The following is a 13,803-nucleotide window of genomic DNA, read 5'->3' as shown; positions in this document are numbered from 1 at the left end:
CAGTGCCGCATGCTAATTGTTGACCATGCGGGCACGACGACTTCTGAGTTACCGGGACGCGGTGGCGATCCTGGGCGGGGACAGCGAGGGACTGGCGGCGGCGGACCAGGCGCTGGGCGGCGCCGTTTCGCTGGCCACGGGTGGGGCGAGCGATGCCGTGCTCGGACTGTTCGGCGCGCAGGGGCGGTTGCTGCGGACCGGACGGGACGCGCTCGACGGGCTGCGGGACCGGCTGGGATCGGCGGAGCGGGCCGACCGCACGGAGAAGATCGCGGCGGCGCACGCGGTGCTGGTGATCGTGGCGTTCTTCGAGGCGCTGGCGGAGGCCGAACTCCCGTTCGGCATCGCTGAGTTGGAACTCACCCGCAGCGAGCAGCTCGCCCTCGCGAACGCCGACGGGTCGGCGGACACCTTCGTCCGCGCCCTGCTGTCCGCCGGGGTGCCGCAGCCGAGCCCTTCGCAGCCCTTCGAGGACACCCTGCGGGAGCTGTACGGGTGGTACGGGCAACCCGAGCACCGGCTGTGGGAGTTCCTGCGCGGCCTGGCGGTGTGGGACCGGCTGGACGAGGGCGAGCGGGCGCGGGCGGAGCAGACTGTTCGCGCCCTCGACCGGCAGGCGGTGAACCGGTACGAGGAACTGTTCGCGCAACTCGCTCTGGAAGTACCGGAATTCGGCTTCTGGTCGGGCCAGGTCGAGCACCAGGCCACCCGGCACGCGATCCGCCGGTCCCTGGACGGCATCCAGAGCGCCCTCTCCGGCCTCACCCCCGCGCCGACGCTCGGCCACGCCGCCGCCGGACTCGCCGCGTCGTACCGGGCGGCGCTGGGCAAGGCGATCCTCTCCGAGGGCAAGGCCCCCAGCGGCCTGAACCTCCCGACCCTCACCGAGGGCTATGTCGATCCCGACTTCCGGGTAGCCCGGGTGGTCGGGGAGAGCAGCGGCCCGGCCGGGGAGGAGTGGTGGGACGCGGCACCCGTACGCTCCGACCTCACCGAGTTCCTCGCGGCCTCCTTCACCTCGCTCGCCTCCGTGAACGCGCCGTTGCTGGTGCTGGGCCAGCCGGGTGCGGGCAAGTCGGTCCTGACGAAGATCCTGGCCGCCAGGCTCCCCGGGACCGGGTTCCTGCCCGTCCGTATCGTCCTGCGCGAGATCCGCGCCGAGGACGACGTACAGGACCAGATCGAGCACGCGGTACGGCTCGCCACCGGTGAGCGCGTCACCTGGCCCGAACTGGTGCGGTCGGCGGCCGGGGCGGTGCCGGTGCTGCTGTTCGACGGCTTCGACGAGTTGCTTCAGGCGACCGGCGTCAGCCAGACCGACTACCTGCTGAGGGTCGCCAGGTTCCAGCAGCGCGAGGCCGACCAGGGGCGCCCCGTCTACGCCGTGGTCACCAGCCGTACCGCCGTCGCCGACCGGGCCCGCTGCCCCGAGGGAACGGTCGCACTGCGCCTCGAACCCTTCCGCGAACCGCACGTCGCGCGCTGGCTGGACGTCTGGAACGAGCTCAACGCGCCCCACTTCACCGCCCAGGGCCTTCGCCCGCTCTCCGCCGAGGTGGCCGGCCGCCACGGTGAGCTGGCCTCCCAGCCGCTGCTCCTGCTGATGCTCGCCCTCTACGACGCGACCGGCAACGCTCTCCAGCAGGACTCCGGCGACGGAGAACCCCTGGGCGCGGCGGACCTCTACGAGGAACTGCTGACCTCCTTCGCCGTCCGCGAGATAGGCAAGACCGGCGACGGCCTCGACGAGCGCCTGCTCGCCGAGCACACCGAGCGGGAACTCCAGCGGCTCTCCCTCATCGCCTTCGGCATCCTGAACCGGCGCCGTCAGTGGATCACCGCCGACGAACTCGACCAGGACCTGACCGCCCTGCTGGGCCGCCCCGAGACCCGGGCCGCCGACTTCAGGGCACCGCTGGGGCAGGCGGAGATCGCCCTCGGCCGGTTCTTCTTCGTACAGCGGGCGCAGGCGCTCCAGGACGAGCAGCAGCTGGTCACCTACGAGTTCCTGCACGCCACCTTCGGCGAGTACCTGGCCGCCCGGCTCGCCGTCCAGGTCCTGGCCGGACTGCTCGCCCAGCGGCCGGCGCTCGCGCTGGGCAGGGCGAGCGTCGACGACGACCTGCTGTACGCCCTGCTGTCGTACAACCTGCTGGCTTCGCGCCAGATGCTGGGATTCGTGGAGGCCCGGCTCGCCCAGTTGCCGGAGCCCGACCGCCAGCGGCTCGCCGAACTGCTCGTCACGGTGATGGAGGACGCGCGCGAGCGGGGGACGCACCAGTACGCCGACTACCGGCCGATCCGGCGGGCGACGGCGGCCCGGCACGGCAAGTACGAGGCGAACCTCATGCTCATTTCGGTGCTCCTGAGGGGGAGCGTCACGTCGAGCCAGCTCTTCCCGGACGCGACGGACCCGGCGGGCATCTGGTGGCACCGCACGCAGCTCTACCGCTCCGCGCTGACGGAGCAGGAGTGGACGGAGTTCGCGCTCGCGCTGGAGGTGCGGCGGGGGTGGGCGGACGGCCGCCGCGAGCTGACGGTGGAGCGGCGGACCGGAGGCGCCCTCGCCCCGCAGGACGTCGACCCGTACTGGCCGTACCGCCACCTGCCGGGAAGCGACACCTACGAGCGGGGTCGCGCGTGGTCACGGTCGTACTGGTTGGAGATCCAGCACAAGATGGGGGTGGCGGGCGGGACCAACGACTCCACCGTCCTGCACGCGCTGGAACCGATGTTCCGGTACTTCGGGGCGGCTGTCACCGCCTTCTACGGTGAGCCGAACGGCGGAAGGGCGGCGTCGTTCGCACACGAGCTGATGGAGCTGTGGCTGCGCAGCGGGCTGGACGGGTCGGACGCGGAGCTGGCCGAGCAGTACCAGCGGTGCCAGCACCTCCTGGCCCACGCGGAGTTCTTTGACGAGCACTTCGCGCTCCGGACGGCCGCGTTGGTGCTGGCCCAACTGCGCGCGGACGCGCCTCGGCTACCGGTGGACCTGGTCGCGGACCTGCTCTCGCTAGTGGGCTTCCACATGCCGGAGGAGCTCTGGGAGATGCAGGCGAGCATCGCGGTGGGCCGGTTGGACATGGCCGTCGGTGATGGTCAGGAGGTGGCGACGGGCGGAGTCCGGCTTTTGGTGGCCGCCCTCGTCCGCGCGCTTCCTCAACCCAGGGACGGGACGATGTCACCGGCCGAGGTGAACCAGTGGCTCCTGGAGACCAGTTCAGGGCCTGCGCTGCGCTTGCTGGAGCAGGACGAGCTGTTCATGGCGAGCTTCAGGGGGAGGGTGTACGGCGCGGACCGGGACTGAGTACCCCGGCCCGCGCTCCTACCCCCTACCCCAAGTCCAACGCGTTCCGCAGCCCCAACCGCCACCGCGTCCTGTCGTGCCGCTTCAGCGTCTCCACCGCCGGGATCTTGTGCATCCCCTGCACCTTCACCCGTGGTGCGTCCGAACCCGCCCGCTCCAGCAGCGCGTTGACCGCCGCCCGTGCCGACGCGTTCGCGCCCTCCATCGTGGCCAGGTCGATGTCCACGGCGACGTAATCGCCCGCCAGGTAGAAGTTGGGGATGGCGGTTCCGGCCGTCGGGCGGTTGTGGAGGGTGCCCACCGGGTGGATCAGCAGTTCGTCCTCGTTGGTGGGGTTCGGCGTGCCCAGGCCGTCGACGCCCGGGTCGAGGAACCACGAGTGCAGTGCGCTGTCCCGCAGCACCGTCCTGCCCGTGTCATTGAGCGCCGCCTTCAACTGCGCCCACACCTCCTTCGCCACCTCCTCCCGCGTGCACTGCTTGGCCGTCTTGCCGTACAGGATCCCCGGCTTGTCCCACTCCGAGATGTCCACCGACAGGCACTCCACCGCGACCCCGTCCCCGTACACCGCAGGGAAGTCGCGCTTCGGCCAGTGCCCCGCCTGGGCTATCCCGGTCAGCGACCACGGCGAGTCGATGAGATTCACATGCCCGTCGACCATCTTCGGACGCTCCGTCAGATAGAACTGGATACCCGTCATCCAGTCCGTCTCCAGCTTGTCCGCCCGCGCCAACTGCGGTTCCAGCGAACGCATTTCCGCGTTCCAGGTGCGCCGCGCGTGCTCCACCGGCATGGCCGATACGTAGTGGTCCGCAACCACCGACTGCCGTACGCCCGCCGGGTCCTCGATCACCGTCGCGCTGATTCGGCCGCCCGCCGTCCTCAGCTCCCGTACCGTCCAGCCGATCCTGAAGTCCACGCCCAGGGACTTGAGATGGGCCACCCACGGGTCGATCCACGCCTCGTTGGTCGGGGCGTTGAGGATGCGGTCCGGCGGGCCGTCCGCGCCCTGGCCCAGCAGGTTGAAGACGAACGCCTCGCCCAGCGTGCCAACGGTCCTGGTGCTGGCCTCCTCGGCCTTCGTCGCGACGATGTTGCGGGTCACGCCGATGGCGAGGATCCGCTGGTAGTCCTTGGACATCTGCGCCGCGCGCACGAACTCCCACCAAGGGGTCTTCTCCCAGGTGCTGTCGCGCCGCTCGTCGCAGCTGGTGAGGAAGACCAGCGCGCGGTTCACGAAGTACGCGACCTCGTGGAGCGGGAGGTTGAACGCGGTGTCGATCAGGCCCGTCAGGGCCCGGCGGAGGTCGTCCAGGTCGAGGTCGGCGGGCTTGTGGCCCGGCCACGGGATCGGCATCCGGATGTCCTCGCGGCCCGTCCGCGCGAACATCATCTCGGGCGGGGCGACGAGGTTGTCCCAGACGCCGTTCGCGTTCCCCGGGAAGGGGATGCGGCGCATCGTGTCGGGGAGGTTGTGGTAGATGCCGGGGATGAACCGGAAGCCGTGCTCGGCGGGGAGGGGGCGGCGTCCGCCCTTCGCGCTGTTCGGAACGTCCATGCTGCGGGCCTTGCCGCCCAGGGCGCGTCTTTCGTAGACGGTGACCTGGAAGCCGCGTTCGGCCAGCTCGTGGGCGGCCGTGAGGCCCGCGACCCCGCCGCCCAGCACGGCGACCGACCGGCCGGCGGCCGGTGCGGCGGCGTGTGCGGCACCGGCTGCCGGGAGCGTGCCGAGTGCGGCGGCGCCACCGAGCGCCGCCGCGCCCGCCACGAACGTACGGCGGGAAGCGTGCGAGGAAGCGTGCGAGGTAGTGCCGGAGGTGCTTGAGGGAGTGTCGACCGTACGATCCATGTGCCCAGCCCCTTACCAGTGGTAACCGCAACCTGAGTCGCAGGAGCATAAGGCGGCCCCGTCCGACGCGGAAGACGTCCGTACGCACAAGTAGCTTTGCGCGAAGGGGAGTTGGCCGATAAGGATCGGTCGGAGGGGCGTTCAGAGGGTCGTTCAGTCGGTCATGCGGTAGCAGTACGAGTCGGTGGCCGGCAGGTTCAGCTCCGGGCGCCACGCGCGCAGCACCGCCGCCGACGGTACGAACAGTGCCGTCGGGATCTCCGCCGGGGCGAACCAGTCCCACCGCACGATCTTGTCCGGTTCGGTCACCCGGGCCGTACCCTCGGCCGCCTCGGTGACCGCCGCCACCGAGATTCGGTTGAGGCCGTACGCGCCGTCCATGAGGAGCGCCACCACCCGGACCGACTCGGCGGGCGCCAACAGGCCGGTTTCCTCGGCCAGTTCGCGTACGCCCGCAGCCTCGAAGCTCTCGCCCGCGTCGACCTTGCCGCCCGGGAGCTCCCAGTTGCCGTTGTGGCCGAGGCCCAGCAGGACGCGGCCCTGGCCATCGACGACGATCATGCCGACGCCGGTGAGGCAGTTGGGGGTGGGGGAGGTGCGGGCCGGGCTGTCGAGAGCGACAGAGTTGTCGAAGGGGTCGCGAGGGGTCGAGGCGGGCCGGGTGCTGTCGTTGCGTCGTGCGGTGCTCATGATCCTTCGACAGTACCGGGCAGGTGAGCGGGGTCGGGGTCGTCGTCCCGGCAACCTCCGCAACACCGGCCTGCTCGTCCCGGTCCTCACTGACGGGCACACCCTCTGGTACGACAGGCCCGCCAAGGACTGGGAGCGGGAAGCACTCCCCATCGGCAGCGGAGCCTCGGCGCCAAGGTCTTCGGCGACGTCGCCACCGAGCAACTCCAGCTCAATGAGAAGTCGTTGTGGACCGGTGGCCCCGGCAGCAAGGAGGGCCACGACCACGGCAACTGGCCCACGCCCCGCCCCGGCGCCCTCGACGAGGTCCGCAGAATCATCGACGCACAGGGGTCCATGAACCCCGACGAGGTCTCCAGGCGGCTCGGCAACCCCACCTGCTCCACCCCCGCCGGAATCGTCCCCGGCTTCGGCAACTTCGGCGCCACCTCGGGCATCGCCGAAATGCTCCTCCAGAGCAGGCACGGCACTGTCCACGTACTGCCCGCCCTGCCCACGGCCTGGTCGGCCAAGGGCGCCTACGACGGACTGCGCGCCCGGGGCGACTTCACCGTCGGCGTCACCTGGCAGCAGGCCCGCCCCACCGAGATCCGCCTCGCCTCGGGCAGCGGCACCACGGCAAAGGTGCGCCACCCGTCCCTCACCGGCAAGGTCCGTGTCCTGCGCCCGGGCGGCGGCGCCCCGGCCACGTACACCGCGAAGAACGGCCTGCTCACCCTGCCGACCCGGGCGGGGGAGACCTACCGGATCCAACCTCGGTAGCGCTGGGGCGGGGAGGTCGCATCAGCACCGGTGGGGCCCCGGGGTACGCCCGATACCCTGGGGCCCGTCGTGGCCGTTGAGTGCCCCGTGGCACAACTGCCCCCGTGGCCCCAGGAGGAGCAAACCGTGGCCGAGTCCGTCATACCCGCGCCGGACGGCACACCGCCACCGGACTCCCAGGCCCCCTCGGACTCCCAGGCCCCGTCGGACCCTCTGGTCCCCTCGGACTCCCAAGCACCACCGGACCCCCTGGCCCCACGCGGCATACCACTCACCGGGCTCCGCCGCCTGCTCTCCCGTACCGCCGTCGCCTTCGTCGCACTCCTCGCGCTGGTCCACTCCACCATGCTGGTGCTCTACGTCGCGACGGACTTCCCGCCCGCCAAGGCGCTCGCCAAGCAGACGGACTGGTGGATGCGGCCGATGTTCCCGCAGGACTGGAACATCTTCGCCCCCGACCCCTCCCGCTACAACCTCCACCTGGAGGTCCGCACCCGGGTCGACGGCCGCCTCGGCGAGTGGACCGACCTCACCGCGTACGACAACTCCCGCTACCGGGGCCAGCTCCTCCCCAGCATCGAGGACCAGCTCGTACTGCGCCGCGCGGTCTCCCAGTACCAGACCAGCGCCCGCGACAAGGACCGCACCCCGGCCGCCGACGAGGCCCGCAGCCGCAACGCCCGCTACCTCCTCAACGTCGTCCGCGTCCGCCTCCAGGACATGGGCAAACCGGTCGGCGACGCCGTCGAGCTGCGCACCCGCTCCACCCGCATCCCCGACCGGGAAACCCCCGACGCCACCTACCCGTCCACCTTCCGCCCGCTCGGCTACTGGACGGTGACCCCGTGACCGCCCGCCAGGCACTGCGGCTCGGCGGCGACCGCATCGGCGACCTCGGTGCCCGCATCACCGGCGCCCTGCGCGACCTGACCCTGCGCCCCCTCGCCCCGTACAGCGCCGCCGCGATGCGCATCGGCCTCGCCGGGCTGTACGTGGTCCACCTCCTGCGCGAACTCCCGCGCGCCGGCCGCCTCTGGGGCCCGACCTCACCGTTCACCCCCGAACTCTTCGCCGAGACGATGAAGGCGCGCGGCTGGGACGGGGCGTTCGGCTGGTGGTACGGGCTGCTGTCCACCGACAGCTCCCTCGTCTTCTACGGCTGGTACGCGGTCGCCCTGCTGATCAGCGCCCTGTACGCGCTCGGCTGGCGGACCCGGGCGATGGCCCCGCTCTTCGTCTTCGTGGTCGTCGCCTTCTACATCCGGGGCTCGATGGCCAACAGCGGCTGGGCCCTGCTCAGCCTCCTGTTCGCCAACTACCTGGTCTTCGTCGCCTCCGGCCGCCACTGGTCGCTCGACGCCCGCCGTCGCGCCAAGCGGGCGAACGCGATGAGCCGGTACGTCTTCTGGGGCGAGGAGACCGAGGAACTGCGCCGTCGCGCGGTGACGGTGCTGCACAACGCCGGACTGGGAGTCATCGCCCTCCAGGTGATGGTCATCTACACCTCGGCCGCGATGTTCAAGATCCGGGGCCAGTCCTGGCGGGACGGCTCCGCGCTCTACTACTCGATGATGAGCGACGACTTCTCGACGTTCCCCGAGCTGTCGGCGTGGATCGTCAGCCACGGGACGTTCACGGCGGTCATGGCGTACGTGACGGTCTTCTCCCAGATCCTGTTCGCGGCACTGGTGTTCAACCGGCGGCTCAAGTACGTGATCCTCGTCGTGATGCTGAGCACCCACATCGGCATCGGCCTGTTCATGGCGCTGCCGATGTTCTCGGCGATCACGATCGTGGGCGACCTGGTCTTCCTGCCGACGACGTTCTGGCTGGCGGCGGCGGGTTTCGTACGGGCATGGCGGGAGCCCGCGAAGAAGCCGGTGCCGGAGGCGGGAGCGGAAGCGGAAGGGGAACGGTCGGCGGGGGAGCCGGCCACGACCGGGGTGGGTTCGCGGGTCGAGGTGTAGTCGCGGCGGGCCGGGTCCGGGTCCGGGGTCCGGGTCCGGGTCAGTCGCGCGTCGCCGTCGCGTGGCAGGCGCCCCGGCCCTCGGCGCGTGCCACGATCCGCCCGCCCTCGATCCGTACGGCAGCCTCGGTCGCATCGCTCACCGCCGACACCCCGGCCGCCGCCGCCAGTTCCCCCGACTCGTCGTGCACCACGGCGACCCGGGGCCAGGAGTCGCGCGGGAACGCCTGGCGCAGTCCCGCCCCCAGCTCGGCCACCGTCAGCCTGGCCAGCGGTCCCAGTTCGCCCGGCTCGCCGGTGACCAGTACGGCGGTGACCGCGACGCCCGGCGGAGCCGCCCGTACCGCTTCCTCGACCGCCTCCAGCCGGTGCAGGCCGAGCACGGCCACCACCCCGTCGTCGGCGAGCCGTACGGTCCCGCCCAGGAGGGCGTTCGTCGCGGGCGGTGGCGTCCACGCCTCGTCGACGGGCCGCGCCTTCGATACGTAGGGGAGGTGCGGCGGCGCCCACTCGCCCCCGGGGGCGAGCCCGGCGAGCTGCTCGCAGGCGGCCACGACGTGGAACGGGTCGACGAACCCCGGTGCGGCGGCGGCCAGTTGATCGGCGCCGTGCAGGAGGGTCAGCACGGTCTCGGCCATCGGCACGAGCCGCGTGTGCCCCTTGTCCAGACTTTCCAGTGCCAGTCCGAGCAGCAGCGCGTCGAGCTTGAGGAGCTGACCGTACGGCTGCCGGGTCCGGGCATCGGCGAGGACGACCGACGGCAGGTCCATCGCCAGCCGGTCCTCCGGGTCCGCCACTCCCGACAGCGGGAACCGTGACACCCGCGCCCTGGCGAGCGTGCCGAGCGCCTCGCGGACGGTGTCGACGGAGGGCGGGGGAGGGGGCGTGGGCGTGGTCAGGGCCAGATCGGCGAGGACCGCGAAGTAGAGGGCGCGCTTGCCGGGGAAGTTGGAGTAGACGGCACCCCGGGTGAGCCCCGCCCGTTCGGCGATCCGGTCGATCTTGGCATCCCGGAACCCCAGCTCGCCGAATTCCTCGCGAGCCGCCGCGAGAACTTTTCGCCGATTGAGTTCCTGTACTTCTGCCCTGGTCAACCGGCCCATGTCGCTCCTGTCGAGTGCTGAGAGTGGGGTGCTGGTGGGGTGTTGCGGCGGATTCAAGATACCCAGGCCATCCAGATGATGGCATCATGTGGGAACGACATCCGAGCAGGAGGCGCAGCTGTGCAGGAACAGGTGACGGAGATTCAGCTCTCCGACCCGGAAGTGATCCGCGACCCCTTCGCCGTCTACGGCCGAGCCCGCGAACAGGGGCCGGTGGCCAGACTGGTGGCCCCGGGATTCGGCGGGATGTGGGCGGTCACGCGCTACGCGGAGGCCCGCGAAATGCTGAGCGACCCCCGCTTCGAGATCCGCACCGACAGCTTCATGCGGCCCGAGGTGCCCGACGACTGCGTGCCGTACATGCGGACCATGGCGGAGATGAACGGCCCCGAGCACCTCCGGCTGCGCCGGCTGGTGTCTCCGGCGTTCAGCGCCAGGCGGGCAGCCGCCTTCCGGCCGCGCATCGAGGCGGTCGTCGACCGCCTCCTCGACGAACTGGCGGCGACCGCCGCACGGACCGAGGGCCCGGTCGACCTGCTGCCGCACTTTGCCCGGCCCCTGCCCATGGACGTCATCTGCGAATGGGTGGGCGTCCCGGAGGAGATCAGGCCGCAGTGGCGGGAGTACGGGGCGACGGTCGTGTCCGGGGTGGGCAAGGACTTCGCGGCGGCGATACCGGGGATCATCCGGGGCGCCAAGGAGACGGTGGCGCTGCGGCGGCGGGAACCGGGCGACGACCTGCTCACCGAGCTGATCCGGGTACGGGACGAGGAAGGGGGCGGGGACCGGCTGAGCGACGTGGAGCTGGTGACCCTGGTCTGGCACCTGGTCATGGCGGGCCAGTCCCCCACACCACTGGTGGCGAACGCGGTCGACGCCCTCCTGACCCACCCCTCGGACCTCGCCGCCCTCCGGGCCGACCCGTCGCTCCTCCCCGCCGCCATGGAGGAAATCGGCCGCCTCGCCGGCCCGACGATCCTCTCCATCCCGAGGTACGCGACGGAGGACCTGGAGCTGCACGGAGTGCGGGTGGCCAAGGGCGAGGCGGTCACGGCGGCGGTGGCAGCGGCCAACCGCGACCCGAGGGCGTACGAGGACCCGGAACGCCTGGACATCAGGCGCGCCACGAAGGGAACCCCGGCCCCGCACCTCGGCTTCGGCCACGGAACCCACTTCTGCCTCGGGGCATCGGTGGCCCGCATCCAGACGGAGGTGGCGGTGGGGGGCCTGCTCCGGCGCTTCCCGGCGCTGGTGGGGGTGGGGGAGGGAGTGCGGGCGATGGATCCGGGGACGTGGAGGCTGGAGAGTCTGCGGGTCACTCTCTGAGGAATCTGGTGGGGGGTGGGGAGCGGTGCGGAAGGCCTCCGTGTGGGGCGGGCCCTCCGCCCGGCACCCCGCCCCGCTGTGCTGGATTTGCGGCTGCGGCCGCGTGGCGCTGGAAGCGTGGGGCGGTGTCGCGCCTGCGGCGGGCCAGTGCCCCTCCCCGCCCCTTCCCTAAACCGCTCCGCGGGGCCAGGGGTTCGAATGCGCGGGCCGGTGGTGGGCTGCTCGCGCAGTTCCCCGCGCCCCCAACTACGAGTACTCAGGGGCGCGGGGAACTGCGCGGCCAGCCACGCACACACCCGCACATAGCCACCGGCCGTGGCCGGGCCCGCCACCTGCCCACCCACCCACTCGCCCGTACAGGCCGGGGTCTGGGGCAGCGCCCCAGTTTCGGGAAGGGGCGGGGAGGGGAAAGGCCCCGCGCAGCGGACCCCCGCCCCACGTACACCGCCCACCCCCGAGGCAGCGCCCCCCACGCGGCGGAGCCGCAAATGTCGCAGCCGGGAAGGGGCGGGGAGGGGAAGGCCCCGCGCAGCGGACCCCCTGGCCCCGTCTCAGCGTGAGGCCCCCGCCCCCACCCCCTCCCCCGCCAAATTCTCCGCCAGATCCTCCGCCAACAACCTCTTCGCAATCCTGTCCGCCGCCACCCTCAACTCCGCACTCCTCGGCCGCCCCACATCCCTCTCCAGCTGCTCGCCGAGCCACTCCGACCACGACCCCGCGATCACCCGCGCCTCGCGCTCGCCCGGTTCCGTGAGGGAGAGGTAGTTGCCGTCACGGGTGAGGTAGCCCTCGGACACCAGGCGGTCGAAGACCGGGAGGAACACCTCCGGCGGGACGCGCCGGCGGCCGGCGATCAGGCCGAGGGTGGAGTGGCCGACCAGCCGGGTGAAGAGCGAAACCTGCATGACGCCCCACGCCCCCGCGATGTCCAGCCGCGTGTCCGACGCCTCCACCACCTGGCGGGCCGTCGCCGGGCCCTTCGAGCGCATGATCTTGGCGACCGCCAGCTCCAGCGCCGCCGAGGAGCCGAACGTGCCGCCCGGCTTCGGCTGGGCGAAGCCGTCGCCCAGGTCCGCCGTGCCGACCCGCGCCGAGTCCCGCAGCTCCACTTGCTTGAGGAACAGCGACACCACGAACCCCAGCACCGCCACCGGCACCGTCCACAGGAACACACTGCTCAGCGTGTCCGCGTACGCCTGCGCGATCGGTGCCACCTGCTCGGCCGGCAGCCCGTGCAGGGCCTGCGGGTTCTGTGCCGCCTTGGCCACCGCCGCGGGATCCGTGCCCGGCGGGGCCAGCCGTACCGCCGCCTCCACGCCCTTCTCCAGGTTCGGCTTCAGCGAGTTCGCGTAGATGGTGCCGAAGACCGCCGCACCGAAGGAGCTGCCGAGCGTACGGAAGAAGGTGACGCCCGACGTCGCCGTGCCCAGCTCCGCGTAGTCCACCGTGTTCTGCACGGCGATCGTCAGCACCTGCATGCACAGCCCGATGCCGACGCCCAGCACGAACATGTACAGCGACTCCAGCCACTTCCCGCTGTCCGGCCCCATCAGGGAGAGCAGATAGAGGCCCGCGCCCATCACCGCGGACCCGATGATCGGGAAGATGCGGTACGTGCCCGTCTTGCTGACCACGTTTCCGCTGAAGATCGACGCGATGAGCAGGCCGATCACCATGGGCAGGGTTCGGACGCCGGAGATCGTGGCGGAGTCCCCGTCCACGTACTGGAGGTAGGTGGGGAGGAACGTCATCGCGCCCAGCATCGCGAAGCCCACGATGAAGCTGAGGATCGAGCAGACCGTGAACACCGGGTTGGCGAAGAGCCCCATCGGCAGCATGGGTTCGGCGGCCCGTAGTTCCACCAGGCAGAACAGGGCCAGCGCGATGACGCCGCCGACGAACAGGCCGATGATCACGGCCGAGCCCCACGCGTACTCGTTGCCGCCCCAGCTCGTCGCCAGGACGAGTGCGCTGGAGCCCATCGCCACCAGCGCGATGCCCAGATAGTCGATGCGCGGTTTGTTCGCCGACTTGACGGACGGGATCGTACGCGCCGCCGCGATGACCACCAGAATGGCGATCGGCACGTTCACGTAGAACGCCCAGCGCCAGCTCAGGTGGTCCGTGAACAGACCGCCCAGCAGTGGGCCAACGACCGTCGAGACGCCGAACACCGCGCCGATCGCACCCTGGTACTTGCCGCGTTCCCGCAGCGGGATCACATCCGCGATCAGCGCCATCGCGGTCACCATCAGACCGCCCGCGCCGATGCCCTGGACCGCCCGCCAGATGATCAGCAGCAGCATGTCGGTCGCCAGACCGCACAGGAACGAACCCGTGATGAAGATGATCGCCGAGATCTGGAAGACGACCTTCCGGCCGAACAGGTCGCCGAACTTGCCGACCAGCACCGTCGCGACCGTCTCCGCGAGCAGATACGCCGTGACCACCCACGACATGTGCGCCGCGCCGCCGAGGTCCGAGACGATGGTGGGCAGCGCCGTGCCGACGATCGTCTGGTCGAGGGCGGCGAGGAGTACGCCGAGCATGATCGTGCCGAAGACGATGTTGCGTCTGCGTCCTTCGAGGACGGGCGGCACGGGCTCGGCGGCCCGTACGGCGGCCGAGGGATCGCTGGCGTTCTCGCTGGCAGTGGTCACTCTTGCACCTTCACACCGGGCATCCCATCCCGCACGTGGAGCCACCCCGTACCGGTGACACCCCTCAGCGGGCCGCTGACACCCCATGACCGGCACACCCGCCCGGGTGGGCGGGGAAGAGCGGAGAAGAACGGAGAAGA

At 71.3% G+C, this 13,803-nt stretch carries 9 protein-coding genes; 5 read left to right on the top strand and 4 right to left on the bottom strand.

Annotated features, from left to right (window positions below; all coding sequences use genetic code 11):
- Positions 1-25 precede the first annotated feature (25 nt).
- On the top strand, positions 26-3,307 hold the full coding sequence (locus ACZ5PB_RS00935) for an NACHT domain-containing protein (protein ID WP_468686640.1): 3,282 nt from the start codon (positions 26-28) through the stop codon (positions 3,305-3,307).
- Between the two features lie 25 nt (positions 3,308-3,332).
- Here ACZ5PB_RS00935 and ACZ5PB_RS00930 read toward each other — a convergent pair whose 3' ends face one another.
- A complete protein-coding gene (locus tag ACZ5PB_RS00930) occupies positions 3,333-5,156 on the bottom strand; it encodes a hydroxysqualene dehydroxylase (RefSeq protein ID WP_468686639.1) in 1,824 nt (607 codons plus the stop codon).
- 153 nt (positions 5,157-5,309) lie between these two features.
- Positions 5,310-5,846: a nucleotide triphosphate diphosphatase NUDT15 gene (locus ACZ5PB_RS00925; RefSeq protein ID WP_468686638.1), complete on the bottom strand. Its 537-nt coding sequence runs from the start codon at positions 5,844-5,846 to the stop codon at positions 5,310-5,312.
- A gap of 225 nt (positions 5,847-6,071) precedes the next feature.
- Here ACZ5PB_RS00925 and ACZ5PB_RS00920 point away from each other — a divergent pair, with 225 nt between their 5' ends.
- The 3 genes from ACZ5PB_RS00920 (at position 6,072) to ACZ5PB_RS00910 (ending at position 8,575) form a co-directional block, all read left to right on the top strand.
- A complete protein-coding gene (locus ACZ5PB_RS00920; protein ID WP_468686637.1) occupies positions 6,072-6,608 on the top strand; it encodes a glycoside hydrolase family 95-like protein in 537 nt (178 codons plus the stop codon).
- A gap of 126 nt (positions 6,609-6,734) precedes the next feature.
- Positions 6,735-7,457: a DUF5819 family protein gene (locus ACZ5PB_RS00915; RefSeq protein WP_468686636.1), complete on the top strand. Its 723-nt coding sequence runs from the start codon at positions 6,735-6,737 to the stop codon at positions 7,455-7,457.
- Positions 7,454-8,575, top strand: a complete 1,122-nt coding sequence (locus ACZ5PB_RS00910) for an HTTM domain-containing protein (protein WP_468686635.1) — start codon at positions 7,454-7,456, stop codon at positions 8,573-8,575. The genes ACZ5PB_RS00915 and ACZ5PB_RS00910 overlap by 4 nt, the downstream gene beginning before the upstream one ends.
- A 40-nt stretch (positions 8,576-8,615) precedes the next feature.
- Here ACZ5PB_RS00910 and ACZ5PB_RS00905 read toward each other — a convergent pair whose 3' ends face one another.
- Entirely contained in the window at positions 8,616-9,677 is a 1,062-nt protein-coding gene (locus ACZ5PB_RS00905; protein WP_468686634.1) for a TetR/AcrR family transcriptional regulator, read from the bottom strand.
- A 132-nt stretch (positions 9,678-9,809) separates the two neighbouring features.
- On the opposite strand from ACZ5PB_RS00905, the gene ACZ5PB_RS00900 reads away from it, so the two are divergent.
- Positions 9,810-11,003: a cytochrome P450 gene (locus ACZ5PB_RS00900; protein WP_468686633.1), complete on the top strand. Its 1,194-nt coding sequence runs from the start codon at positions 9,810-9,812 to the stop codon at positions 11,001-11,003.
- Between the two features lie 551 nt (positions 11,004-11,554).
- Here ACZ5PB_RS00900 and ACZ5PB_RS00895 read toward each other — a convergent pair.
- Entirely contained in the window at positions 11,555-13,663 is a 2,109-nt protein-coding gene (locus ACZ5PB_RS00895) for an MDR family MFS transporter (protein WP_468686632.1), read from the bottom strand.
- Positions 13,664-13,803 lie beyond the last annotated feature (140 nt).

The organism is Streptomyces sp. NPDC032721, from assembly GCF_055579625.1.
This window is presented reverse-complemented; position numbering and strand designations above follow the sequence as displayed.